The 23,991-nt window shown below is 71.6% G+C and carries 23 protein-coding genes and 1 riboswitch; of the genes, 12 read left to right on the plus strand and 11 right to left on the minus strand.

The window, feature by feature from the left end; translation table 11 throughout:
* Positions 1-169 precede the first annotated feature (169 nt).
* A complete protein-coding gene (locus tag HDA41_RS10585; RefSeq protein ID WP_184982845.1) occupies positions 170-967 on the minus strand; it encodes a methyltransferase in 798 nt (265 codons plus the stop codon).
* 196 nt (positions 968-1,163) lie between these two features.
* Positions 1,164-1,727 (minus strand): SAV_6107 family HEPN domain-containing protein, encoded by a 564-nt coding sequence (locus tag HDA41_RS10590; protein ID WP_184982846.1) that lies wholly within the window; start codon positions 1,725-1,727, stop codon positions 1,164-1,166.
* Positions 1,728-1,909: 182 nt separating this feature from the next.
* On the opposite strand from HDA41_RS10590, the gene HDA41_RS10595 reads away from it, so the two are divergent.
* From HDA41_RS10595 to HDA41_RS10610, 4 genes are all read left to right on the plus strand, one after another.
* Positions 1,910-2,701, plus strand: a complete 792-nt coding sequence (locus HDA41_RS10595) for an ATP-binding cassette domain-containing protein (RefSeq protein WP_184982847.1) — start codon at positions 1,910-1,912, stop codon at positions 2,699-2,701.
* On the plus strand, positions 2,673-4,757 hold the full coding sequence (locus tag HDA41_RS10600; RefSeq protein WP_184982848.1) for a YhgE/Pip family protein: 2,085 nt from the start codon (positions 2,673-2,675) through the stop codon (positions 4,755-4,757). Before HDA41_RS10595 ends, HDA41_RS10600 begins: the two co-directional genes overlap by 29 nt.
* Before the next feature lie 71 nt (positions 4,758-4,828).
* A complete protein-coding gene (locus HDA41_RS10605; protein WP_184982849.1) occupies positions 4,829-5,458 on the plus strand; it encodes a TetR/AcrR family transcriptional regulator in 630 nt (209 codons plus the stop codon).
* Between the two features lie 517 nt (positions 5,459-5,975).
* Entirely contained in the window at positions 5,976-7,466 is a 1,491-nt protein-coding gene (locus HDA41_RS10610) for a phytoene desaturase family protein (protein WP_184982851.1), read from the plus strand.
* 46 nt (positions 7,467-7,512) lie between these two features.
* Here the strand turns inward: HDA41_RS10610 and HDA41_RS10615 are convergent, their stop codons facing one another.
* From HDA41_RS10615 to HDA41_RS10635, 5 genes are all read right to left on the minus strand, one after another.
* Entirely contained in the window at positions 7,513-8,463 is a 951-nt protein-coding gene (locus tag HDA41_RS10615; RefSeq protein ID WP_184982853.1) for an SCO2102 family sporulation regulator, read from the minus strand.
* 56 nt (positions 8,464-8,519) lie between these two features.
* On the minus strand, positions 8,520-9,443 hold the full coding sequence (gene metF / locus HDA41_RS10620; RefSeq protein ID WP_059423235.1) for a methylenetetrahydrofolate reductase [NAD(P)H]: 924 nt from the start codon (positions 9,441-9,443) through the stop codon (positions 8,520-8,522).
* 96 nt (positions 9,444-9,539) lie between these two features.
* Positions 9,540-10,205: a thiamine phosphate synthase gene (gene thiE / locus HDA41_RS10625; protein ID WP_184982855.1), complete on the minus strand. Its 666-nt coding sequence runs from the start codon at positions 10,203-10,205 to the stop codon at positions 9,540-9,542.
* A 339-nt stretch (positions 10,206-10,544) separates the two neighbouring features.
* Positions 10,545-10,910 (minus strand): Rv2175c family DNA-binding protein, encoded by a 366-nt coding sequence (locus HDA41_RS10630; protein ID WP_184982857.1) that lies wholly within the window; start codon positions 10,908-10,910, stop codon positions 10,545-10,547.
* 77 nt (positions 10,911-10,987) lie between these two features.
* The gene (locus tag HDA41_RS10635; RefSeq protein WP_184982859.1) at positions 10,988-12,229 is read right to left on the minus strand and encodes an NAD(P)/FAD-dependent oxidoreductase; all 1,242 of its coding nucleotides are present in this window, start codon (positions 12,227-12,229) and stop codon (positions 10,988-10,990) included.
* A gap of 174 nt (positions 12,230-12,403) precedes the next feature.
* A riboswitch (TPP riboswitch) is annotated at positions 12,404-12,515 on the plus strand.
* Between HDA41_RS10635 and thiO the strand changes: the two genes are divergently transcribed.
* The 5 genes from thiO to HDA41_RS10660 all read left to right on the plus strand — a co-directional run bounded on the left by thiO (position 12,513) and on the right by HDA41_RS10660 (position 17,664).
* Complete coding sequence (gene thiO / locus HDA41_RS10640) at positions 12,513-13,682, plus strand: glycine oxidase ThiO (protein ID WP_184982861.1); 1,170 nt, start codon at positions 12,513-12,515, stop codon at positions 13,680-13,682. It overlaps the preceding riboswitch by 3 nt.
* Complete coding sequence (gene thiS / locus HDA41_RS10645; RefSeq protein WP_184982863.1) at positions 13,679-13,879, plus strand: sulfur carrier protein ThiS; 201 nt, start codon at positions 13,679-13,681, stop codon at positions 13,877-13,879. Before thiO ends, thiS begins: the two co-directional genes overlap by 4 nt.
* 2 nt (positions 13,880-13,881) lie before the next feature.
* Positions 13,882-14,679 carry a thiazole synthase gene (locus HDA41_RS10650; RefSeq protein ID WP_184982865.1) on the plus strand — a complete coding sequence of 266 codons (798 nt, stop codon included), beginning with the start codon at positions 13,882-13,884 and terminating at the stop codon, positions 14,677-14,679.
* A 113-nt stretch (positions 14,680-14,792) separates the two neighbouring features.
* Positions 14,793-16,727 carry a Stk1 family PASTA domain-containing Ser/Thr kinase gene (pknB, locus tag HDA41_RS10655; RefSeq protein WP_184982867.1) on the plus strand — a complete coding sequence of 645 codons (1,935 nt, stop codon included), beginning with the start codon at positions 14,793-14,795 and terminating at the stop codon, positions 16,725-16,727.
* A gap of 58 nt (positions 16,728-16,785) precedes the next feature.
* Positions 16,786-17,664: a deoxyribonuclease IV gene (locus tag HDA41_RS10660; RefSeq protein ID WP_184982870.1), complete on the plus strand. Its 879-nt coding sequence runs from the start codon at positions 16,786-16,788 to the stop codon at positions 17,662-17,664.
* Between the two features lie 14 nt (positions 17,665-17,678).
* Here the strand turns inward: HDA41_RS10660 and HDA41_RS10665 are convergent, their stop codons facing one another.
* Positions 17,679-18,329: a sulfite oxidase-like oxidoreductase gene (locus HDA41_RS10665; protein WP_184982872.1), complete on the minus strand. Its 651-nt coding sequence runs from the start codon at positions 18,327-18,329 to the stop codon at positions 17,679-17,681.
* Between the two features lie 175 nt (positions 18,330-18,504).
* On the opposite strand from HDA41_RS10665, the gene bfr reads away from it, so the two are divergent.
* Positions 18,505-18,981, plus strand: a complete 477-nt coding sequence (bfr, locus tag HDA41_RS10670; protein ID WP_086855270.1) for a bacterioferritin — start codon at positions 18,505-18,507, stop codon at positions 18,979-18,981.
* On the opposite strand, the gene HDA41_RS10675 is transcribed toward bfr, so the two are convergent.
* On the minus strand, positions 18,978-19,211 hold the full coding sequence (locus tag HDA41_RS10675) for a (2Fe-2S)-binding protein (RefSeq protein ID WP_184982874.1): 234 nt from the start codon (positions 19,209-19,211) through the stop codon (positions 18,978-18,980). The genes bfr and HDA41_RS10675 overlap by 4 nt on opposite strands.
* Before the next feature lie 149 nt (positions 19,212-19,360).
* Entirely contained in the window at positions 19,361-20,713 is a 1,353-nt protein-coding gene (locus HDA41_RS10680) for a class II 3-deoxy-7-phosphoheptulonate synthase (RefSeq protein WP_184982876.1), read from the minus strand.
* Positions 20,714-20,823: 110 nt separating this feature from the next.
* Here HDA41_RS10680 and HDA41_RS42675 point away from each other — a divergent pair, with 110 nt between their 5' ends.
* Together HDA41_RS42675 and HDA41_RS10690 are read left to right on the plus strand one after the other, a co-directional pair.
* Positions 20,824-20,880, plus strand: a complete 57-nt coding sequence (locus tag HDA41_RS42675; RefSeq protein WP_082319877.1) for a trp operon leader peptide — start codon at positions 20,824-20,826, stop codon at positions 20,878-20,880.
* Between the two features lie 114 nt (positions 20,881-20,994).
* A complete protein-coding gene (locus tag HDA41_RS10690; protein WP_184982878.1) occupies positions 20,995-22,860 on the plus strand; it encodes an anthranilate synthase family protein in 1,866 nt (621 codons plus the stop codon).
* Positions 22,861-22,914: 54 nt separating this feature from the next.
* Here HDA41_RS10690 and HDA41_RS10695 read toward each other — a convergent pair whose 3' ends face one another.
* Complete coding sequence (locus HDA41_RS10695) at positions 22,915-23,943, minus strand: 6-phosphofructokinase (protein ID WP_184982880.1); 1,029 nt, start codon at positions 23,941-23,943, stop codon at positions 22,915-22,917.
* Positions 23,944-23,991 lie beyond the last annotated feature (48 nt).

Raw genomic sequence — 23,991 nt, forward strand, 5'->3', positions numbered from 1 at the left:
TCCGCCATGGACGTCCCGGCTCGCTGAGGCCTACATTCCCCGGCGGCCGACCCGTCATGCCGGAACGGTCTCCCTCGATCATACGGCGCCAAGCCCCCATTCGGGGGGCCTGTGGCGTACTCCATGCACAGCCCAGGCGCTGATCAGCGGTGGTGCCTCCGGAAGCGGCTCAGGCCTCGACCGACCCATCGGTCTCGATTGCCTCACCAGTCCCAGCGGTCTCACCCAGCACATGAAGCTGCGTGGCCACCGAGTGAAAGGCGGGAAGTTCGGCGGCGGCCTCCTCCAGCTTCAGCAGCGCCTCCAGGGCGCCGGGCTCGGTGTCGACGAGGACGCCGGGCACGAGGTCGGCGAACACCCGCACGCCGTGCACGGCGCCGACACGCAGGCCCGCGCCCTCGACCAGTCCCGTGAGCTGGTCCGCGGTGAAGCGGCGCGGGACGGGGTCACCCGTGCCCCATCGTCCGTTCGGGTCGTCGAGCGCCTGCCGGGCCTCCTTGAAGTGTCCGGCGAGGGCGCGGGCCAGCACGGCACCGCCGAGGCCGGCGGCGAGCAGGCTGAGGACGCCCTCCGAGCGCAGGGCGGCCACCGCGTTGCGGATGCCCTCGGCCGGGTCGTCCACGTACTCCAGGACGCCGTGGCACAGCACCACGTCGTAGCCACCGCGCTCGGCCACGTCGAAGAGGCCGTGGGCGTCGCCCTGCACGCCCTTCACCCGGTCGGCGACTCCTGCCTCGGCGGCGCGGCGCTCCAGGGCGAACAGCGCGTTGGGGCTGGGGTCGACGACGGTGACCCGGTGGCCGAGACAGGCGACGGGCACCGCGAACTTGCCGCTGCCGCCCCCGGTGTCGAGGACGTCCAGCGACTCCCGCCCCGTGGCCTTGACCCGGCGGTCCAGGGCGTCCTGCAGGACCTCCCAGACCACGGCGGTACGGAGTGAGGCGCGGGGGCGCATCGGGTCCGACACGGCAGTTGACTCCTCGGCGCGGCACCGCCTCTTGCACGGCGGAGCGAACGGGGTGCCTTCCCCGGCCCCGGCGACGGGGAGGGAAGACTTCAGGCGTCCCCCACCCTATTGCCTCCGGCCGGGCAGCCGGCATGCCTCGGCCCTCACCCGGACACACGTCGGCACGACCAGGCGGACGCGCGCCGCCGGTGCCCGCTCAGCCCGCGTCCGGCATGCCCTGCCCTTCCCCCCGTCCCTCCGGCTGGTCCTGGTCCGGGCGGGGCTGCGGGAGGACCGGCTGGAGGACCAGCATGCGCTCGACGATGCGCAGGAACATCGTCACGTCCCGTATCAGGTCGTCGGCGTCCCGGCTGCTGGCCGCGTCCTGGATGCCCGCCTCGGCACGGGCGCGGCGCCGGGCGCCGGAAGCGAACAGCGCGCTCCACTCGGACAGTTCGGGCGCGATCTCGGGGAGCACTTCCCAGGCGCTCCTGATCTTGGCCCGGGCCCGGGGCGAGGTCTCCGGCCGCCCGCGGGCGGCGAGCACGGCGGCGGCGGTGCGCAGGGCGGCCAGATGGGCCGTCGCGTAGCGCTCGTTCGGTGTTTCCAGGGCAGCGGCCTCGTCGAGGCCGGCTCGGGCCTGGGCGAGCAGGTCGAGGGCGGCGGGCGGGGCCGTGGCCCGGCGCAGCACGGGGTGCACGTCGCTCGCCGGGCCGGTCAGTGAGGGGGCAGGGCCGGAGGCGCGGCGCCGACGGGCGGCTGCTGCGGGGTAGCTGGCCATGACGAACCTCCTGTCGTCTGTGTGACGGCACGTCCGGTCACGGAGTGCCGTATGTGACCCATCGTGAGGTATGGCACTGACAATCCGCTCTGACCTGCGGCTTTGCTTCGATCGTAGGTTCGCAGTAGTTTTTGCACTGACCAGTCAGTTCAAAAACTACAATCCTCAATCGAAGGAGACTCGTGGGGGAACGAGTAGGGGCGCGGATCGCCGCCGAGGGCCTCGGGGTCAAGGGGCCGCGCGGGTGGGTGGTCCGCGGGATCTCCGTCGACGCCGAACCGGGATCGCTCGTCGCGGTCGAGGGCCCGTCCGGGTCCGGGCGTACATGCCTGCTGCTCGCGTTGACGGGGCGGATGAAGATCGCGGAGGGCACCGCCACCGTCGGCGAGGCCAGGCTGCCCAAGCAGCTGTCGGCGGTGCGTCGCGTCAGCGCCCTGGCCCATGTACCCGGGGTCACCGACCTCGACCCGGCTCTGACCGTCGGCGAGCACCTGCGGGAGCGGGCACTGCTCCAGCGGCGGTTCGGCGATTCCCTGCGCGGACTGCTGCGGCCCCGCGGCGAGCGGGCGGCCGAGGCCGGGCGGCGCGTCGAGGCGGCACTGGCCGCCGCCGGTCTGGACCTGGAGGCGCTGCCCAAGGGCCCCCGTACCGCCGTGCGCGATCTGGAGCGTCTGGAGGCGCTGCGGCTGTCGGTCGCCCTCGCGCTCATCGGCCGGCCTCTGCTGCTCGGGGTCGACGACACCGACTTCAAGCTCTCGGACGCCGAACGGGACGAGGTCTGGTCCCTGCTCAGATCCCTCGCCGACGCCGGGACGACGGTCGTGGCGGTGTGCAGTGAGGCCCCCGAGGGCGCCGTCAGGGTGTCCACGCAGGAGAACCGGGACGACAGCGACGATCAGCAGGCCGCCGAGGACGACAAGGCCGGCCGGGGAGAGGAGAAGGCCGATGCGCTCGCCGAGACTGGCCGCGCTTGAGCTCCGCCGCTTCGGCCGGGGCAAGCTGCCGCGCGCCGCGCTGGTCGCGCTGCTGGTGCTGCCGCTGCTGTACGGCGCGCTGTACCTGTGGTCGTTCTGGGACCCGTACGGCCGTCTGGACCGTATCCCCGTGGCGCTCGTGAACGACGACAAGGGGGCGACCGCCGACGGGAAGAAGATCACAGCGGGTGACGACATCACGAAGGGCCTGCACGAGAGCAAGACCTTCGACTGGCAGGAGGTGAGCGCCGCCGAGGCCCGCAGGGGCCTCGAGGACGGCACGTACTACCTGTCGCTCACCCTGCCCGCCGACTTCAGCGAGCGGATCGCCTCCAGTTCCGGGGACTCCCCGGAGACCGGCGCCCTCCAGGTGCGCACGAACGACGCGAACAACTACATCGTCGGGCAGATCTCCCGGACGGTGTTCAGCGAGGTGCGGCAGGCCGCGTCCACGAAGACGTCGCGCTCCTTCCTGGACAAGATCTTCGTCTCGTTCTCCGACATCCACGGCAAGACCGTGAAGGCGGCGAAGGGGGCCGACAAGCTCAAGGGCGGCATCGGGAAGGCCGAGAAGGGGTCCAAGGACCTCGCCGACGGCCTGAAGGACGCCAAGGAGGGCAGTGGGAAGCTGTCCACGGGCCTGAAGAAGCTCCACACGGGCTCCGGCGACCTGGCGGACGGCTCGAAGCGGGTCGCGGAAGGCACGCGGAAGCTCGCCGCCAAGGTCAACACGACCGCCGACAAGGTGGGCCCGTTCCTGAAGGGCAACGAGAAGACCATCGGTGACACGGCCCGGCTCGTCGCCGACTCCTCCGGTGTGATCCGCAAGCACCTGGACACCCTCGCGAAGACGGCCCCGACCGCCGCCAAGGGCGCCCGTACGGCGTCGGACACGCTGAACGGCGTCTACGCCAGGCGCTGCGACGACCCCGTCCTGCCCGACGCCGCCTGTGCCGACCTGAAGAAGGCCAAGGACGCGGCGGCCGACGTGGCCGTCATCGCCGACGACGTCAACACGCTGATCGCGGACCAGAACGGCGACCTGACGAAGCTCGACAAGAACCTCGCCACTCTCCAGAAGCAGTCCCAAGCCCTCGCCGACCGCGCCCCGCACCTCTCCGAGGACCTCGACGACGCCGTCAAGAAGATCAACAAGCTGAACGACGGGGCCGCCGAGGTCGCCGCGGGCGCCAAGAAGCTGCACAAGGGGCTCGGCACGGCCAAAACCGGTGCCGTCGACCTGGACAAGGGCGTCGGCGATCTGAAGACGGGCGCGGACGACCTCAGCGGCGGCATGATCAAGCTCGTCGACGGCTCCGGCAAGCTCGCCGGCGGGCTGCACGACGGGGCGGAGCGGATCCCCGACTACGACAAGCAGGACCGCGACGAGCGCACCGAGGTCATGGCCGACCCCGTGCGGCTCGCCTCCCAGGACCTGCACAAGGCGCCCAACTACGGCACCGGGTTCGCCCCGTACTTCATCCCGCTGTCGCTGTGGGTGGGCGCGATGGTGGCCTACATGCTGATCGCGCCGATGAACCGGCGCGCGCTCGCCGCGGGCGCCTCGGCATGGCGCATCGCGCTGGCCGGCTGGCTGCCGGTGGTGGCGATCGGGGTGCTCCAGACGGTGGCCCTGATGTCGGTGCTGCACTGGGCGGTCGGCCTGGAAATGGCGCGGGCGGCCGGGACGGTGGGCTTCCTGTTCCTGGTGACGGCGTGCTTCGCGGCGATCGTGCAGTGGCTGAACGCGCGCTTCGGGGCGGCGGGCCGGATCCTTGTCCTCGCCCTGCTGATGCTCCAGCTCACCTCGGCGGGCGGTACGTACCCCGTGCAGACCAGCCCCGGTTTCTTCAACGCGCTCCACCCCTTCCTGCCGATGAGCTACGTCGTCGAGGCGCTGCGCAGGCTCATCACGGGCGGTGGTCTGGAACCGGTGTGGCACGCGTGCGTGGTGCTGACGGCGTTCACCGCCGGTGCCCTCGCGCTGACCGCCGTGGCGGCCCGCCGCCGCCAGGTGTGGACGCTGGACCGGCTGCACCCGGAGCTGAGCCTGTGAGTCCCTCGGTGACACCCCCTGTGCACCCTTCGGTGACATCCCCCGGAAAGGTTCCTGTGACAATCAGGGCCATGGAAAGCAGCAGTGCCGCGTCGGGCGGCAGCACGCGCCGCGAGGCCACCCGGCAGAAGCTCTACGAGGCGGCCGTCACGCTCATCGCCGAGCAGGGGTTCTCCGCCACGACCGTGGACGAGATCGCCGAGCGTGCCGGAGTCGCGAAGGGCACGGTCTACTACAACTTCGCGAGCAAGTCCGTCCTCTTCGAGGAACTGCTGCGGCACGGGGTCGGCCTCCTCACCGCCTCCCTGCGGGAAGCGGCCGAGCGAACCGCCCGGGAGGGCGGCAGCAAGGTCGACGCCCTGGACGCGATGATCCGCGCGGGTCTGGTCTTCATCGACCGCTACCCGGCCTTCACGCAGTTGTACGTGGCCGAGCTGTGGCGCACCAACCGGGCCTGGCAGTCCACGTTGATGGTGGTCCGGCAGCAGGCCGTCGCGGTCGTGGAGGACGTGCTGCGCGAGGGTGTGGCGGGCGGCGAGTTCAGCGACGAGATCGACATCCCGCTGACGGCGGCCGCGCTGGTCGGCATGGTCCTGGTGGCCGCGCTGGACTGGAAGTCCTTCCAGCCGGAGCGCTCCCTGGACGACGTCCACTCGGCCCTGTCCCGGCTGCTTCAGGGACGGGTGAGCGGCAGGCGTTGAGGCCACACTCGAAACGGCTGCCGCTGAGGGCGACACCCCGAGCGGCAGCCGTCGAGCATTCGTCGGCGCAGATGTGAAAACGCCGGTCCGCTGTGGCCGCGTCCCCCGCGGGCCACCTCGAACCGGCGCCTTCCTTGCTCCCCCGTTTTCCTGCTCCCCCGTGCGTTCCCCCGCAGGACCCCCGTTCGGTCGTCCCCCGGTTCTCCCCCGTGCCTCGCTCCCGCCGACACCGTCGGCGGAAGGAGCGGATCGTGGGCCCGGCCCCGTTCCGGCGCCCCGTGTCGCCGGTGCCGGAGCCGTGCCCCTCTCCGTGCCTCCACTCTCTCGTTCTCACAGGTCGTCGCCCATCCGCGCGGGTACTCAACTCGCTCACTAGGTACAGGTACTCAGGCTTGCGCACGCAGGCCCAGGACGCTCCCTGGCCGGCTGGTCACGATCGCCTCCGTGTCCGTACTCGGAGGTTGCCGGCGGGGACTGTCGGCGGGCGCTGTCAGTGGAGGCCGATAAAGTCCCTGGCATGGCACGGATTGCGGTGATCGGCGCCGGGATGGGCGCGCTGGCGGCGGCCGCCCGGCTGGCCGTCGCGGGCCACCGGGTGGTGGTGTACGAGCGGACGGACACGTACGGCGGAGCCCTGCGCCGCTTCGAGCGCGACGGGTTCTCCTTCGACACCGGCCCCGGCCTGCTCCCGCTGCCCGCCGTCTACCGCGACCTGTTCGTCAAGACCGGCAAGGAGCCGCTGGAGGCGTGCGTCGACCTGGTCCAGGTCGACCCGTCGTCCCGGCACGTGTTCGCGGACGGCACCAGGGTGTCGCTGCCGAACGCCTCGCGCGCGGGCGTCGTGGCGGCTCTGGACGAGGCGCTCGGCGCCGGGGCCGGGCAGCGGTGGGGCGACTTCCTGGTGCGGGCCCGTGAGGCCTGGGACCGGACCCGCCGGCCTCTCCTGGAGGAGCCGCTCTGGCCCAACTGGCAGGTGCTGGCCGAGCGCGAGCCCTACCCGGCGGTGCCCCACAAGCGGCTGCTGCGCACGCGCCGGGCCGGCACGCTCGCCGAGGTCGGCGCCTGGGAGCTGCGGGACACCCGGCTCACCGCCCTCCTGGAGAGCCACGCCCTGACACACGGCCTGGACCCCCGGACCACCCCGGCGAGCGCCGCCGTACTGCCGTACATGGAGCACGCCTTCGGCACCTGGTACGTGCGCGGCGGCCTGCGCGAGCTGGCCCGCGCGGTGTACGAGCGGTGTGTGGCCCGAAAGGTCGAGTTCCGTTTCGGCGCCGACGTGACCGGGGTGCGGGAGAAGGACGGCCGCGCGTCGGGCGTGGAACTCGCCGACGGCACGGTCGCGGAGGCGGACTTCGTGGTCGCCGGTGTCGCGCCCGGCACACTGGACCGGCTGTCGCCACAGGCCGTGCGCGGTGACGGCGAGGTGTCGCCACAGCCCGCGACGGCCAGCCGGCTCACGGTGCTGCTCGCCCTGCGCGGCGCCCGCCCCGAGGACACGGCACACCGCACGGTGGTGCACGCGGCGCACCGCGAGGCCGAGTTGGACGCCCTGTTCGGCGAGGCGGCGGGGAACACACGCCCGACGGTCACGGTCCTGCGGCCCGACGACCCAGGGCTGGCCCCGGACCCGGACCACGAGGCGGTCACCCTGACGACGGTGGTGCCGGCGCGGCCCGAGGAGCCCTACGACGACCTCGCCGAGAACATGGTCACCGTCGCCGGACGCGTCATACCCGACCTGCGCGACCGCCTCCTCTGGCACGAGGTGCGCACCCCGGCCGACATCGCCGAGGCGACCGGCGCGCAGGGCGGGGCGGTGCCCGTGCCCGCCCTGGCGGCGGACGGCGGGCGGCTGCTGCATCCGTCCAACAGCACGCGCGTGCCCGGTCTGTTCACCGTCGGCGGCTGGGCGCACCCCGGTGGCGGACTGCCGCACGCCGGCATGTCGGGCGCGCTGGTGGCGGGACTGATCGTGGAGGGACCGGAGTTCCGGGGCTCCCAGTGAGCTGGCCGCCCCGACGGCGTTCAGGCGTCAGAAACGGTACTGCTCGTCAGAAGCGGTACTGCTCGTCGAAGCCGTTCCCGGGCATCTGCTGCTGCCCGTCGCCCTGGTACGGGTACGGCTGCTGCTCCGGCGGCAGTTCCTGGCCGTACTCGTCGGTGTCGCGCTGCTGCGGGACCCACACACCGCCGGGCGGGGTCTCGCCGCCGTAGGTGCCGGTGTACTGGTCCTGGCCGTAGCCCTGCTGGGCGTAGTACTGCTGGTCGCCGTAGGAGGTGTCGTACGACGCTCCGCCGTAGGTCGGCGTGCCGATGTACGGGTCCGAGTAGGCGGCGTACTGCTGCTGGTCCGTGGCCTCGTAGCCCTGCTGCTGGCCGTAGCCCGAGTAGTCGTAGGAGTAGGACTGGTCGGTGCCCTGGGCCGTGGCGGCGTACTGGTCGTGGGTCTGGCCCGCCTGGTACCCGGTGTCGCCGTACACGCCGTAGGAGCCGGTGTCGTCGGGCACGGGCTGCGGCTCGTAGACGGCGGTGGTCTCGGCGGCCGTCGGGTGGACGGGACGCGACGGGGTGAAGACGTCGTCGCGGTCGTAGTCGTCGTCCTGGCCGTAGGCGGGGGTACCGGCGTCGCGGCGGTAGTCGGCGCCCTCGTCGCCGTAGCCGCCGTCGGCCGTCTCCAGGCCGGAGACCTCCAGGGGCGGCTCCTGGCGGCCGCGCTCACCGCGGCGGCGCTTGCTGCCGCCCAGCATCGGCGCGTTCATCACCCAGCCGGCCGAGAAGCCGCTGCGGAACGACAGGGTGACGTATGTCTGCCCGACCGCGAAGGCGGCCGCGCCCAGTCCGATCACGACGACGGACGGGATCAGAACACCGACCACGACACCGAGGAAACCGACGAAGGCCAGCAGCCGCCAGCGCAGCCGCGCCTTGTACTGCAAGAGCACCTCGCCCAGCAGCCACAGCGCGACGATGCCGAACGCGATGTAGAGGACCGCCCAGCCCATGTACGCCCCTCTCCCAGTCGCCGCTACGCAGTGTGTCGTATACCGGTGCGAACGGTCTAGGCCTGCGGTCGGTGGTGCAGGCCAAGGTTCTCGTAGATTTCCAGCGTCGCCGTGGAGTTGTTGAGCGTGATGAAGTGCAAGCCGGGCACTCCCTCGGCGAGCAGCCGCGCACAGAACTCCGTGGCGAATTCGATACCAATGGAGCGTACAGCGGCCGGATCGTCTTTTGCTGTGAGGATCCGCTCTTTCAGGGCGGCGGGGAACGCGGCGTTGGTGAGGGACGGGATGCGCTCCAGCGACCGCGCGCTGGCGATCGGCATGACCTCGGGAATGATCGGGGTGTCGCAGCCGGCGGCCGAGACCCGGTCGCGCAGCCGGAGGTAGTCCTCCGGGTGGAAGAACATCTGCGTGATGGCGTAGTCCGCGCCCGCGCGGCACTTGTCGACGAAGTGGCGGACGTCGGTGTCCCAGTCGGTGGAGCGCGGGTGCATCGCCGGGAAGGCCGCGACGCCCACGCAGAAGTCGCCGGACGCCTTGATCAGCTCGACGAGTTCGGCGGCGTAGGCCAGGCCCCGGGGGTGCGGCACCCACTCGCCCATCGGGTCACCGGGCGGGTCGCCGCGCAGGGCGAGCATGTTGCGGATCCCGGCGTCGGCGTACTGGCCGATGATGTTGCGCAGGTCGGCCACCGAATGGTCGACCGCCGTGAGGTGCGCGATGGGCGTGAGGGTGGTGTCGGAGGCGATCGCCTCGGTCGCCTTGACCGTCCCCGCGCGGGTGGAACCGCCCGCGCCGTAGGTCACGGAGACGAAGTCGGGCGCCACGGCCTCGACCCGGCGCAGCGCGTTCCACAGGTTCCGCTCGCCCTTCGGTGTCTTCGGGGCGTAGAACTCGAACGAGTACGTCGTTTTGCCGGTCGCGAGCATGTCGCGGACGGTGCGCGCGTGGTCCGACCTGATGGATGCGGTGCCGAGGGCCATACCGGCAGGTTAGCCAGGGGCGGTCGGTCCCCCAACCGGGCACGGACATTTGACCGATTTGTGTACTCGTTGTCCACCCCTTGGACACCCGGCGTCCTACTTCTCCCGCAGCCTCTTCGCGAACTCGGCCGCCGCCGCGCCCGGGTCGTCGGCCTCGGTGATCGCCCGTACGACGACGGCGCGCCGGGCTCCCGCTTCCAGGACCTGGTCGAGATTGCCGAGGTCGATGCCGCCGATGGCGAACCAGGGCCGGTCGGTGCCGAGGGCGGCGGTGTACCGGACGAGGTCCAGGCCGGGGGCGTGGCGGCCGGGCTTGGTGGGGGTCGGCCAGCAGGGACCGGTGCAGAAGTAGTCCACGCCGTCCTGGACGGCGGCCGCGGCGGCCTCGGACTCGGCGTGCGTGGAGCGGCCGATCAGGACGTGGTCGCCGAGGATCGCGCGAGCCGCGGGGACGGGGAGGTCGCCCTGGCCGAGATGCAGTACATCCGCGCCGGCGGCGTGGGCGACGTCCGCGCGGTCGTTGACCGCGAGCAGCTTGCCGTGCCGGGCGCAGGCGTCGGCGAAGACGGCCAGGTGCTCCAGCTCCTCGGCCGCCTCCATGCCCTTGTCCCGCAACTGCACGATGTCGACCCCGCCCGCCAGCACGGCGTCCAGGAAGTCCACGAGATCGCCCTGCCGCTTGCGCGCGTCGGTGCAGAGGTAGACCCGGGCGTCGGCGAGCTGGGCGCGGGCGGTGGTGGCGGTGGCAGTGGTGTCGGCCATGCGTGTCCCCCTGGTTGTCGGTGGCGTGCGGGTGCGGGATGCGCCCATGACGGCGTACCGCCGCAGATGCGCCCATGGTGGCGCACGGATGCGAGGTGCACCCGTGCCGGTGGCGTAACGGCGCAAGGCAGGGGGCCGCCGGAGCGCCCCGCTCCGGGTGACTCCGGTACGGGCCCCGCCAGGGCTCTCGCCCGGCCCACCCCAGGCGGCCCACGCCCCGATCGGGCGCGCGAGCCGCGTGACCGGGACCCCACGGGTCCCGGCCCACATACCGGGCGGTTGTTCAGGCCCGGCCCCGCTCGCACGGCACCGGGCGGTTGTTCGGTCGTCGAGGTCGGGTCAGACCGCGAGCGCCTGGGCTCGGCGCTTCACCTCCGTGCCGCGATTCTCGCTGAGGGCCTGTGCCGGCGTACCGGGCAGACTCGGGTCGGGGGTGAAGAGCCACTCCAGCATCTCTTCGACCGTGAAGCCGTCGTCCCGCAGGAGCGTCAGGGTCCCGGCCAGGCCCTTGACGACCTTGTCCCCGTCGATGAAGGCCGCGGGGACGTGCAGTGCGCGGTTCTCACCACGGCGTACGGCGATGAGCTGGCCCTCCTTGACCAGCTGCCGCACACGCGTCACCTCGACGCCGAACTGTTCGGCGATGTCGGGGAGGGTGAGCCAGGCAGGGACGAGAGCATCGATCTTTGCGTCAATCTCGGTCACGGAAACCAGCCTGCCATCCCCCACTGACAGTCGGAAGTCGGGCCCGCCCACCTGGGCGGACACACGCTCCTTCCCAGCTACGCCGTCGCCGCCTTCAGCGGCCTCGCCGGGTCCGCCAGCAAGGCCGGAATCATCGGCGTACCCGACTCGATCAGGCGGCGGCCCTGCGCCAGGTCCCGGGGGCGGCCCACCGCCAGCAGCGCGACCAGCCGGTCGCCGCGGAGCCAGCAGACCGTCCAGGCCGGCCCGGCCGGGTCGCCCCGCCACAGGGTCGTGTCGGCCGCCGCGTGATGCCCGGCGTACTGCACGAAACGCCCGAACTGCTCGGACCAGAAGTACGGCACGGGGTCGTACACCGCCGGGGTCTTCCCCGAGGCCCGGCCGACGATGTTCACGGCGACCGTGCGCGGGCCCTGGAGGGCGTTGTCCCAGTGGTGCACCAGCAGGCGCCCGCCGTACCGGCCCGAGGGGAAGGAGGCGCAGTCGCCGACCGCGTACACGTCAGGCGCCGACGAACGCAGGTGCTGGTCGGCCACGATCTCACCGTGCGTGCCCAGCTCGATCCCGGAGCCGGACAGCCAGGCCGTGGCCGGGCGGGCGCCGATGCCGACGACGACCGCGCCCGCGGGCAGCCGCGAGCCGTCGTCGAGCACCACCGCGCCGGGTTCCACCCGCTCCACGCGCGCGTGCGTGCGCAGCACGGCACCCGCGTCGGCGTACCAGCCGGCCATCGGCGCGGCGACCTCGGCGGGCAGTGCCCCGGCGAGCGGCCGCTCGGCGGCTTCCACGACGGTCACCGCGCAGCCGGCCTCGCGCGCGGCCGTGGCGAACTCCGCGCCGATCCAGCCCGCGCCGACGACCACGATGTCGTGCCGGCGGGCCAGCACCGGCCGCAGCCGCTCGGCGTCGTCCAGGGTGCGCAGCAGATGCACGCCCGGCACGCCCTCCGCCCCGGGCAGCCGGATCGGCTCGGCACCCGTCGCGAGGACCAGCACGTCGTACGGCACGGGCCCGTCGTCGGTGTCCAGCTCATGATCGCCGGGACGCAGGCCCAGCACCTCGCAGCCGAGGCGCAGTTCGATGCCGAGGGCCTCGAAGTCGACGTCGAAGGCGGAGCCCTCGGACTTGCCGAGCAGGACGGCCTTGGACAGCGGGGGACGGTCGTACGGCTGGTGGGGCTCGGCGCCGATCAGGATCACGGTGCCGGTGAAGCCCTGCTCGCGCAGGGCGACCGCGGTCTGCACACCAGCCATGCCCGCGCCCGCCACCACCACGCGCCGCGGTGCGGACGAACCTGGTTCCTGGGTCTGCTCGCTCACCTGATCACCATAGACAACTGACATTGTGTCAGTCAGTGCTCGTGCGCAGTGACCTGCTCCACAACACTCGTCCCGCGCGGCGACCGGGGCGAGGACGGGACCGTCCAGGGACCGGGCCGTGCGGTGGCTCCCTTACTGCGCCATACGGCCTCGGGCTAGGGTGGGTGGCCAACGCAAGGGACTCGCGGGAGCCCGGACGCACCGGGCTGAGAGGGAGGCTGGCGGCCTCCGACCGTACGAACCTGATCCGGGTCATGCCGGCGAAGGGAGGGGCTGGACGCCCATGTCGCGTACGCGAACGTCAGACGTCCTCGTCATCGGGGGCGGGATCATCGGCCTCGTCACGGCGTGGCGGGCCGCGCAGCGAGGGCTCACCACGGCCGTACTGGACCCGGAGCCGGGCGGCGGAGCCGCACAGGTGGCGGCCGGGATGCTGGCCGCCGTCACGGAACTGCACTACGGCGAGCAGACCCTGCTCGGGCTGAACCTCGCCTCCGCCCGGCGCTATCCGGACTTCGCGGCCGAGCTCACCGAGCAGACCGGCCACGACCTCGGCTACCGCCGGTGCGGCACGCTCGCCGTCGCCCTGGACGCCGACGACCGGGCCCATCTGCGCGAGCTGCACGCCTTGCAGCAGCAGTCGGGCCTGGATTCGCAGTGGCTGTCGGGGCGGGAGTGCCGTCGCCTGGAGCCGATGCTCGCGCCGGGCGTGCGCGGCGGGCTGCGGGTCGACGGCGACCACCAGATCGACCCGCGGCGGCTGGCCGGGGCGCTGGTCGCCGCGTGCGAGCGGGCCGGTGTGGTCTTCCACCGGGCCTGGGCCGAGCGGCTCACCGTCGTACGGGACCGGGCCACGGGGGTCGTCACGGACGACGGCACCCCGCTGGACGCCGGGCAGACCGTGCTGGCCGGGGGCAGCCTCAGCGGGCGGCTGGCGGGCGTCCCCCAGGACGTGCTGCCGCCCGTGCGGCCGGTGAAGGGGCAGGTCGTACGGCTGACCATGCCGCAGCGGCACGGGCCGTTCCTGAGCCGGACCGTGCGCGCGGTCGTCCGCGGCAGCCACGTCTACCTGGTGCCGCGCGAGAGCGGCGAGCTGGTCGTCGGGGCGACCAGCGAGGAGCTGGGCTGGGACACCACCGTGACCGCGGGCGGCGTGTACGAGCTGCTGCGCGACGCGCACGAGCTGGCCCCGGGCATCACCGAGCTGCCGCTCACCGAGACCCGGGCCGGACTGCGGCCCGGCTCGCCCGACAACGCGCCGCTGCTCGGCCCGACCGGTCTCGAAGGGCTCCTGCTGGCCACCGGCCACTACCGCAACGGCGTACTGCTCACGCCGGTCACCGGCGACGCCATGGCCCACGCCCTGGCGACGGGTGAACTCCCCGAGGAGGCCCGGCCCTTCACGCCGAAGCGATTCAGTACCGCCACCGCACTCACGGAGCAGCCCGCATGAACATCTCCGTCAACGGAGAGTCCCGGGACGTCCGGCCCGGCACGGCTCTCGACATCGTCGTGAGGTCGCTCACCACCTCGCCGTCCGGCGTGGCCGCCGCCCTCAACGAAACCGTCGTCCCGCGCGCGCAGTGGCCGTCCACCCCCCTGTCCGAGGGGGACCGCGTGGAAGTCCTCACCGCCGTCCAAGGAGGCTGACCATGGCCGACGATCCGTTTGTCCTCGGTGGTACGTCCTTCACGTCCCGCCTGATCATGGGTACGGGCGGGGCGCCCAGCCTCGACGTGCTGGAGCGGTCGCTGGTCGCGTCCGGTACGGAGCTGACGACGGTCGCGATGCGCCGGGTGAACGCCTCGGTGCACGGCTCGGTGCTGTCCGTCCTGGACAGGCTCGGCATTCGCGTCCTGCCCAACACCGCGGGTTGCTTCACCGCCGGCGAGGCCGTCCTCACCGCCCGCCTCGCGCGCGAGGCCCTCGGCACCGATCTGGTCAAGCTGGAGGTCATCGCCGACGAGCGGACCCTGCTGCCGGATCCGATCGAACTGCTGGAGGCGGCCGAGACGCTGGTCGACGACGGGTTCACGGTCCTGCCGTACACCAACGACGACCCCGTGCTCGCGCGGAAGCTGGAGGACGTCGGCTGCGCGGCGATCATGCCGCTCGGCTCGCCGATCGGTTCCGGGCTGGGCATTCGCAATCCGCACAACTTCCAGCTGATCGTCGAGCACGCGCGCGTGCCGGTGATTCTGGACGCGGGGGCCGGTACGGCGTCGGACGCGGCGCTGGCGATGGAGCTGGGGTGTGCGGGTGTGATGCTCGCCTCGGCGGTGACGCGGGCGCAGGAGCCGGTGCTGATGGCTGCCGCCATGAGGAACGGGGTCGAGGCGGGGCGGCTGGCCTATCGGGCGGGGCGTATTCCTCGGCGGCATTTCGCGGAGGCGTCCTCGCCGGCTGAGGGCATGGCTGTGCTGGATCCGGAGCGGCCTGCTTTCGGGTGACCCGGCGTTGTTCCCGCAGCGTGGTCGGATACACGTCACAGGTCCGCTTCAGTCGCGCCCCGAAAACCGCGGGGGCGATGGAGCTGTCAGTCGTGGCTCGTACACTCGCCTGCGTGGACACGACCCTTCAGGACCCCTTGGCCGGGCAGGTGCTCGACGGCCGGTATCGCATCGACGCGCGGATCGCGGTCGGCGGGATGGCCACGGTCTACCGGGCCGTGGACACCCGGCTCGACCGGGTCCTCGCGCTCAAGGTGATGCACCCCTCGCTCGCGGTCGACGGCTCGTTCGTCGAGCGGTTCATCCGCGAGGCGAAGTCGGTGGCCCGGCTGGCCCACCCGAACGTGGTGCAGGTCTTCGACCAGGGCACCGACGGCTCGTACGTCTACCTCGCCATGGAGTACGTCGCGGGCTGCACCCTGCGGGACGTGCTGCGCGAGCGCGGGGCCCTGCAGCCGCGTGCCGCCCTGGACATCCTGGAGCCGGTGCTGGCCGCGCTGGGTGCCGCGCACCGCGCCGGGTTCGTGCACCGGGACATGAAGCCCGAGAACGTCCTGATAGGGGACGACGGCCGGGTCAAGGTCGCCGACTTCGGGCTCGTACGGGCCGTGGACACGGTGACGAACACCACCGGCACCGTGCTCGGCACGGTCTCGTACCTGGCGCCGGAGCAGATAGAGAGCGGCACCGCCGACCCCCGCGTCGACGTGTACGCGTGCGGCGTGATGCTGTACGAGATGCTGACCGGCGACAAGCCGCACGACGGGGACTCCCCGGCCGTGATCCTCTACAAGCACCTGCACGAGGACGTCCCGCCGCCCTCGGCCGCCGTGCCCGGTCTGGCGTACGAGCTGGACGAGATGGTGGCCTCGGCGACCGCCCGCACCCCGGACATCCGACCGCACGACGCGGTGGCGCTGCTCGCGCAGGTCCGTGCCGGGCGTGCCCCGCTGACCGTGGAGCAGCTGGACGCGGTACCGCCGCAGGCGCTCGCCGCGGACCACGACAACGCCGACGACCGTACGAGCGTGATCCCGCGCTCGCTGACCACGCCGCGCCCACTGCCCGTGAACGAGGACGAGGAGGGCTCCGCGGCCGCGCTCAACCGCACCAGCCGCTTCCAGTCCCCGCCGCCCCCGCCGTCCCGGCGCCGCTCGGGTCCCCGGCGCGGCCCGATGGTGATCGTCGTCGCCGTCCTGCTCGTGCTCGGTCTCGGCACCGGCATCTGGTACATCAACTCGGGCCAGTTCACCGAGGTCCCCCGACTGCTGTCGAAGACCGAAGCGCAAGCCCAGGCCCAGCTGGAGGAGGCCGGGCTCGAGGTCGGCAAGGTCAGCCACGCCTACAGCGACACCGTCAAGCGCGGCACGATCATCGGCACCCACCCTGCGCCGGGCGCCCGTATCCGCCTCCACGACTCCGTGTCCTTCACCGTCTCCGACGGCCCGGAGAAGGTGCGGGTGCCCGCCCTGGCGGGCCAGCGGCTGGACAAGGCACGGTCCCTGCTGCAGGAGGACGGTCTGGAGCCGGGCATGGTCACCCGGGAGTTCAGTGAGGACGTGCCCAGGGGCTCGGTGATCTCCGCGCGGCCTGCGGACGGCACGAAGGTGCGCGCGGGCACGGCCGTGGCGCTCGTCGTCAGCAAGGGCAGCCCCATCGACATCCCCGACGTCACCGGTGACGACCTGGCCGATGCCAAGGCCGAGCTGACGGACGCCGGCCTCAAGGTGAAGGTCGCCGCCGAGCGGGTCAATTCCTCCGAGTTCGACAAGGGCCAGATCGCCAAGCAGAGCCCGGCCCCGGGCGGCCGGGCGGCCGAGGGTGACACGGTGACGCTGACGGTGTCCAAGGGCCCCGAGATGATCGAGGTCCCGGACGTGGTCGGCGACAGCGTCGACGACGCCACGCGGGAGCTGGAGAGCGCCGGGTTCCAGGTCGACGAGGACCGAGGACTGCTCGGTCTGTTCGGCGACACGGTGAAGGGCCAGTCCGTGGAGGGCGGAAAGACCGCGCCCAAGGGCTCGACGATCACCATCAAGATCCGGTGACGGGGGCGGGCAGGAGCCCGTGGGCAGGGCAGGGCCGGGCGCATGACACCCTGAACGGGTGAACAATCAGCTGTCCGGCCCCTCCCGCAACCCCGTGGGCGGCCACGTCCCCGTGGCCGGTGGGCTCCACTCCGTCGGCCTGTCCTACGCCCGTGACCTGAAGGCGGAAACCGTCCAGGTCTTCGTCGCCAACCCGCGCGGCTGGGCCACTCCGACCGGCAATCCGAAGCAGGACGAGGCGTTCCGCGCCGCGTGCGAGGCCGAGTCCGTCCCGGCGTACGTCCACGCCCCCTACCTGATCAACTTCGGCTCGCACACCGAGGCGACCGTGGAGCGGTCGGTGGAGTCGCTGCGGCACTCGCTGCGCCGCGGGCGGGAGATCGGGGCGCTGGGCGTGGTCGTGCACACCGGCAGCGCGACCGGCGGCCGGGAGCGGTCGGTGGCGCTGAAGCAGGTGCGGGAGCATCTGCTGCCGCTGCTCGACGAGCTGACCCACGACGACGACCCGTGTCTGCTGCTGGAGTCGACCGCCGGGCAGGGCGCCTCCCTGTGCTCGCGGACGTGGGACTTCGGCCCGTATTTCGAGGCGCTGGACGCCCATCCGATGCTGGGCGTGTGCCTGGACACCTGCCACATCTTCGCCGCCGGGCACGACCTGACCGGCCCCAGCGGCATGCACCAGACGCTGGACCTGCTGGTGGACACCGTCGGCGAGGGCCGGCTGAAGCTGATCCACGCCAACGACTCCAAGGACGTGGTGGGCGCGCACAAGGACCGGCACGAGAACATCGGCGTGGGCCACATCGGCGAGGACCCTTTCCGGGCCCTGATGACGCACCCCGCGACCGAGGGCGTGCCGCTGATCATCGAGACGCCGGGCGGCAAGGAAGGGCACGCGGCGGACGTGGAACGGCTGAAGAAGCTGCGCGACTGCTGAGAGCCGCAGCGGCCTCAGAGGTCGGGGCCCTCCCCGGGCTCCTCCTGGTACGAGTAGCGCTGTTCGCGCCACGGGTCGCCGATGTTGTGGTAGCCGCGCTCCTCCCAGAAGCCGCGCCGGTCGGCGGTCATGTACTCCACGCCTCGCACCCACTTGGGGCCCTTCCAGGCGTACAGGTGGGGCACGATCAGCCGCAGCGGGAAGCCGTGCTCCGCGGTGAGCAGTTCACCGTCCTTGTGGGTGGCGAACAGGGTGTGCTCGGAGGCGAAGTCGGACAGCCGGACGTTGGAGCTGTATCCGTACTCGGCCCACACCATCACATGGGTGACGTCGTCCGCGGGCGGCGCGAGGTCGAGAATCGTGCGCGCGGGGATGCCGCCCCACTCGGCGCCCAGCATGCTGAACTTCGTGACGCAGTGCAGATCGGCCACGACGGTGGTGTGCGGCAGGGCCGTGAACTCCTCGTGGGTCCAGCAGTGCTTGCCGCGGTCCGCCGTGGCGCCGAAGACCCTGAACTCCCAGCGCTCGGGCCGGAACTTGGGGACGGGCCCGTAGTGCGTGACCGGCCAGCCGCGCTGGACCCGCTGTCCCGGCGGAAGCCCGGGCTGCGTCGCTCCTGCCGGATCGCGCCCTTCTCCCGATTCGTGTCCCACCGGCTGACCCATGACTCCATCCTGACAGACCTCGGGTGATGCCCCTGACCGGGGCCACCCCAAACGGGGCAATCCGAACTAAGCATGCCCTTACTTAGTAAGTGAAGACTTACTGGACGATCTTCGCCGCCGGTGGAATCATGCGGCGCAACCAGCCAGTTCCCCCCGCGCGGAAGGAGCCTCTGCGATGCAGGGCGACCCCGAGGTCCTCGAATTCCTGAACGAGCAGTTGACCGGCGAGCTGACGGCGATCAACCAGTACTGGCTGCATTACCGGATCCAGGACAACAAAGGCTGGACCAAGCTCGCCAAGTACACGCGTGAAGAATCCATCGACGAGATGAAGCACGCGGACAAGATCACCGAGCGCATTCTCATGCTGGACGGCCTGCCCAACTACCAGCGGCTCTTCCACGTACGGGTCGGCCAGACGGTCACGGAGATGTTCCAGGCCGACCGCCAGGTCGAGGTCGAGGCGATCGACCGCCTCAAGCGCGGTATCGAGGTGATGCGCAGCAAGGGCGACATCACGTCCGCGAACCTCTTCGAGTCGATCCTCGAGGACGAGGAGCACCACATCGACTATCTCGACACGCAGCTGGAACTCATCGACAAGCTCGGCGAGGCGCTCTACCTCGCGCAGCAGATCGAGCAGCCGAGCTAAGCGGCGTCTTCCAGCTCCGCGAGCACCGGCTCGCCCCGGTCGGCCAGCTCACGGCGGGGGCACGAGCCCCTGCCCAGGATCGCCTGGATGCGGCGTACGCACGACCCGCAGTCCGTGCCCGCCTTGCAGGCGGAGGCTATCTGCCGAGGGGTGCTGGCGCCGCCGTCCGCGTGCTGCTTGACCTGCTGCTCGGTGATCCCGAAGCAACTGCACACGTACACGCGGTTCACCTCCCGACAGGTCGTTCCAAGGCGCCGTCCCCGTTGATCGGTGAGGCTAACCTAACCTTACCCGCCGGGTCGGAGACGCAAAAGTCGACTGGGGCGCGGATCGTATGTGATCCGCGCCCCAGTCGATGTCGGGGTAACAGGCGAAACCGCTACTGGTCCCTGTACATCTCGGCCACGAGGAACGCCAGGTCCAGCGACTGGCTGCGGTTGAGCCGCGGGTCGCAGGCCGTCTCGTAGCGCTGGTGCAGATCGTCGACGAAGATCTCGTCGCCGCCGCCCACGCACTCGGTGACGTCGTCGCCGGTCAGCTCCACGTGGATGCCGCCCGGGTGGGTGCCGAGCGCCTTGTGGACCTCGAAGAAGCTCTTGACCTCGTCGAGCACGTCGTCGAAGCGGCGGGTCTTGTGGCCGGAGGCCGCCTCGTAGGTGTTGCCGTGCATCGGGTCGGTGATCCAGGCCACGGTCGCGCCGGAGGCGGTGACCTTCTCGACCAGCTCGGGGAGCTTGTCGCGCACCTTGTCGGCGCCCATGCGCACGATGAAGGTCAGCCGGCCCGGCTCACGGTCGGGGTCGAGGCGCTCGATGTACTGCAGCGCCTCCTCGGCCGTGGTCGTCGGGCCCAGCTTGATGCCGACCGGGTTGCGGATCTGCGAGGCGAACTCGATGTGCGCGTGGTCCAGCTGCCGGGTGCGCTCACCGATCCACACCATGTGCGCGGAGACGTCGTACAGCTGCCCGGTGCGCGAGTCGACCCGGGTCAGGGCGGACTCGTAGTCGAGCAGCAGCGCCTCGTGCGAGGAGTAGAACTCGACCGTCTTGAACTCCTCCGGGTCGGCCCCGCAGGCGTGCATGAAGTTGAGTGCCTGGTCGATCTCGCGCGCCAGCTGCTCGTAGCGCTGCCCCGACGGGGACGACTTCACGAAGTCCTGGTTCCAGGCGTGCACCTGGCGCAGGTCGGCGTAGCCGCCGGTGGTGAAGGCGCGCACCAGGTTCAGCGTGGAGGCCGAGGCGTGGTACATCCGCTTCAGCCGCTCGGGGTCCGGGATCCGGGCCTCTTCGGTGAAGTCGAAGCCGTTGACGGAGTCGCCCCGGTACGTCGGCAGCGTCACGCCGTCGCGGGTCTCGGTCGGCTTGGAGCGCGGCTTGGAGTACTGGCCGGCGATGCGGCCGACCTTCACCACCGGCACGGACGCGGCGTACGTCAGCACGGCACCCATCTGGAGCAGCGTCTTGAGCTTATTGCGGATATGGTCCGCGGACACCGCGTCGAACGCCTCGGCGCAGTCGCCGCCCTGGAGGAGGAACGCCTCTCCCTTGGCGACGGCCGCCATCCGGGCGCGCAGCTGGTCGCACTCGCCCGCGAAGACGAGCGGCGGATACGACTCGAGGTCCGCAACGACTGCGCGCAGAGCCTCGGTGTCGGGGTACTCGGGCTGCTGCGCCGCGGGCAGGTCTCGCCAGGTGTTGCCAGCACTCGCGCTGGTCTTAGCGTTCACGGTCACGGCCTCAACATTACGGGGTCGTGTCGGACGCCCTGACCCATGCCCAGCAATTGAGACACGGGGTACACGACTCGGACACGGGGTCTCGGACATGGGGTAGGGTGCCTGCCATGTTCGCGCACTCGATCCAGACCTGGTGGTGGACCGCTCATCCGGCGGCCCACTGACTGCGCGTACGACAGACTTCGCGAAGGCCGCCCGAGGGGCGGCCTTCGGCGTTTCCCGGGGTCGTTCCTCTCCACCGAAATCCCACCGGATCCTCGGAGAAGGAGCACGCACCCATGAATCTGCTCGGCTTGCTGGACGACCCCCGCCCGTTCGCCCTGCTGCGCCGCCGCACCCCGGGACACGGCCACGAACTGATCGAGATCCTCGTCGGCCCGGTCACCACGTACGACCGCCTCGCCGACCTCCCCGACGAGGGCCTGGCGCTCGTCCCCTTCCGGCAGATCCACGAGCGCGGCTTCGACGTCCGCGACGACGGCACTCCGCTGTCGGTGCTGACGCCCGAGGAGTCCTACGTCGTCCCGCTCACCGACGCCCTGGAGCAGCTCCCGGCCCGCGACGTGCGCGTCGAGGGCGGCGGCTTCGACGTCGGTGACGAGGAGTACGCGGAGATCGTCGGGCGCGTGCTGCGGGAGGAGATCGGGCGGGGCGAGGGTGCCAACTTCGTCATCCGGCGGACGTACGAGGGTGAGATCCCCGGGTTCGGCCGGGCCGACGCGCTGGCGCTGTTCCGGCGGCTGCTGGAGGGCGAGCGGGGCGCGTACTGGACGTTCGTCGTGCACACCGGCGACCGGACGCTGGTCGGGGCGAGCCCGGAGGTGCACGTCCGGATGTCCGGCGGCACGGTCGTCATGAACCCGATCAGCGGGACGTACCGCTATCCCGCCGAGGGGCCGACGCCCGAGCACCTGCTGGACTTCCTCGCCGACGGCAAGGAGATCGAGGAGCTGTCGATGGTCGTCGACGAGGAGCTCAAGATGATGTGCACCGTCGGCGACATGGGCGGGGTGGTCGTCGGGCCCCGGCTGAAGGAGATGGCGCACCTCGCGCACACCGAGTACGAGCTGCGCGGGAAGTCCTCGCTGGATGTGCGGGAAGTACTGAAGGAGACCATGTTCGCGGCGACCGTCACGGGCTCGCCGGTGCAGAACGCCTGCCGGGTCATCGAGCGGCACGAGGTCGGCGGGCGCGGGTACTACGCCGGTGCCCTGGCCCTCCTCGGCCATGACTCGGGCGGGGCCCAGACCCTCGACTCCCCCATCCTCATCCGCACGGCCGACATCGACGCCGGTGGCCGGCTGCGGGTGCCGGTGGGCGCCACGCTCGTGCGCGGTTCCGACCCGGAGGGCGAGGTCGCGGAGACGCACGCGAAGGCGGCGGGAGTACTGACGGCCCTGGGCATCCGGCCGGGCAGGCCGCGCGAGGAGTCCGTCCGGCCACGACTGGCCGACGACCCACGCGTGCAGGCCGCGCTCGACGGGCGCCGGGCCTCGCTCGCGCCGTTCTGGCTGCGGATGCAGAAGGCGTCCGCAGAGCTGGCCGGACACGCCCTGGTGGTCGACGGCGAGGACACCTTCACGGCGATGCTCGCGCATGTGCTGCGGTCGGGCGGGCTGGAGGTGACCGTCCGGCGGTACGACGAGGACGGGCTCCGGGAGGCGGTGCTCGCGCACGAGGGCCCGGTCGTGCTCGGCCCGGGTCCTGGTGATCCCTCCGATCTCACCGATCCCAAGATGCGGATCCTGCGGAACCTCACGGCCGAAGTCCTCACCGGCCACCCGCACGGCGTGCTCGGCGTCTGCCTCGGGCACGAGCTGATCGCGGCCGAGCTGGGGCTGGAGATCGTACGGAAGGAAGTGCCGTACCAGGGGGCGCAGACGACGATCGACCTGTTCGGGCGGCCGGAGACGGTCGGTTTCTACAACAGCTTCGTGGCACGCTGCGACGAAGGAGCCCATCAGGAGCTGGCCGCGCACGGCGTCGAGGTCAGCCGCGCCGCGAACGGGGAGGTGCACGCGCTGCGCGGGCCCGGATTCGCGGGGGTGCAGTTCCACCCGGAGTCGGTGCTCACGCTCAACGGCGCGGCGGTCGTGCGGGACCTGGTGGGGCAACTGCGGGGCACGAACACGCCCTCGGTGTAGCAAGGGGCCGGTCGGGCCGCGCGGCCCGACCGGCGCCCGGGGCGGGGCGGTCCGTCAGCCGAAGAACACCCCGACCTCCTCGTACAGCTTCGGGTCCACCGTCTTCAGGCGGGCCGTCGCGTCCGCGAGGGGGACGCGGACGATGTCCGTGCCGCGCAGGGCGACCATCGTGCCGAAGTCGCCGTCGCGGACGCAGTCGATGGCGTGCAGTCCGAAACGGGTGGCGAGCCAGCGGTCGAAGGCGCTGGGGGTGCCGCCGCGCTGGACATGGCCGAGGACCGTCGTGCGGGCCTCCTTGCCCGTGCGCTTCTCGATCTCCTTGGCGAGCCACTCGCCGACACCGGACAGGCGGACGTGCCCGAAGGAGTCCAGCGTCTGGTCCTTGAGGACCATGTCGCCGTCCTTGGGCATGGCCCCCTCGGCGACGACCACGATCGGCGCGTACGACGCCCGGAAGCGGGACGTCACCCAGGAGCACACCTGCTCGACGTCGAAGCGCTGCTCGGGGATGAGGATGACGTTCGCGCCCCCGGCCAGGCCCGAGTGGAGGGCGATCCAGCCGGCGTGCCGGCCCATGACCTCGCAGACCAGGACCCGCATGTGGGACTCGGCGGTGGTGTGCAGCCGGTCGATGGCCTCGGTGGCGATGCCGACCGCGGTGTCGAAGCCGAAGGTGTAGTCCGTGGCGGACAGGTCGTTGTCGATCGTCTTCGGAACGCCCACACAGGGCACGCCGTACTCGCCGGACAGCCGGGCGGCCACGCCCAGCGTGTCCTCGCCGCCGATGACGATGAGCGCCTCGACCTCCAGCCCCGCGAGGTTCTCCTTGATGCGGCGGATGCCGTTGCGCTCCTTCAGCGGATTGGTCCGCGAGGAGCCGAGGATGGTGCCGCCACGGGGCAGGATGCCGCGCACGGCGGGGATGTCGAGACGGACGGTGTCGTTCTCCATGGGACCGCGCCAGCCGTCCCGGAAGCCGGTGAAGTCATAGCCGTACTCCTGCACGCCCTTGCGGACGATGGCCCGGATGACGGCGTTGAGCCCGGGGCAGTCGCCGCCCCCGGTCAGTACTCCGACGCGCATGGAACAGTCCCTTCGCCGCAGGTGCCTGACGAAGGGTCAGTGTGACGT

Origin of the sequence: Streptomyces caelestis (assembly GCF_014205255.1) — a bacterium.
In the GTDB taxonomy this organism is placed as follows: domain Bacteria; phylum Actinomycetota; class Actinomycetes; order Streptomycetales; family Streptomycetaceae; genus Streptomyces; species Streptomyces caelestis.

Bases quoted from the DNA above. Each gene is read 5' to 3' on its own strand.
- thiE (WP_184982855.1), bottom strand. From the start codon at position 10,205: ATGGCCGACACCACTGCCACCGCCACCACCGCCCGCGCCCAGCTCGCC.
- thiS (WP_184982863.1), top strand. From the start codon at position 13,679: ATGAACATCTCCGTCAACGGAGAGTCCCGGGACGTCCGGCCCGGCACG.
- HDA41_RS10605 (WP_184982849.1), top strand. From the start codon at position 4,829: ATGGAAAGCAGCAGTGCCGCGTCGGGCGGCAGCACGCGCCGCGAGGCC.
- HDA41_RS10650 (WP_184982865.1), top strand. From the start codon at position 13,882: ATGGCCGACGATCCGTTTGTCCTCGGTGGTACGTCCTTCACGTCCCGC.
- HDA41_RS10600 (WP_184982848.1), top strand. From the start codon at position 2,673: ATGCGCTCGCCGAGACTGGCCGCGCTTGAGCTCCGCCGCTTCGGCCGG.
- HDA41_RS10695 (WP_184982880.1), bottom strand. From the start codon at position 23,943: ATGCGCGTCGGAGTACTGACCGGGGGCGGCGACTGCCCCGGGCTCAAC.
- HDA41_RS10610 (WP_184982851.1), top strand. From the start codon at position 5,976: ATGGCACGGATTGCGGTGATCGGCGCCGGGATGGGCGCGCTGGCGGCG.
- thiO (WP_184982861.1), top strand. From the start codon at position 12,513: ATGTCGCGTACGCGAACGTCAGACGTCCTCGTCATCGGGGGCGGGATC.
- HDA41_RS10665 (WP_184982872.1), bottom strand. From the start codon at position 18,329: ATGGGTCAGCCGGTGGGACACGAATCGGGAGAAGGGCGCGATCCGGCA.
- HDA41_RS10690 (WP_184982878.1), top strand. From the start codon at position 20,995: ATGAATCTGCTCGGCTTGCTGGACGACCCCCGCCCGTTCGCCCTGCTG.
- bfr (WP_086855270.1), top strand. From the start codon at position 18,505: ATGCAGGGCGACCCCGAGGTCCTCGAATTCCTGAACGAGCAGTTGACC.
- metF (WP_059423235.1), bottom strand. From the start codon at position 9,443: ATGGCCCTCGGCACCGCATCCATCAGGTCGGACCACGCGCGCACCGTC.
- HDA41_RS10615 (WP_184982853.1), bottom strand. From the start codon at position 8,463: ATGGGCTGGGCGGTCCTCTACATCGCGTTCGGCATCGTCGCGCTGTGG.
- HDA41_RS10590 (WP_184982846.1), bottom strand. From the start codon at position 1,727: ATGGCCAGCTACCCCGCAGCAGCCGCCCGTCGGCGCCGCGCCTCCGGC.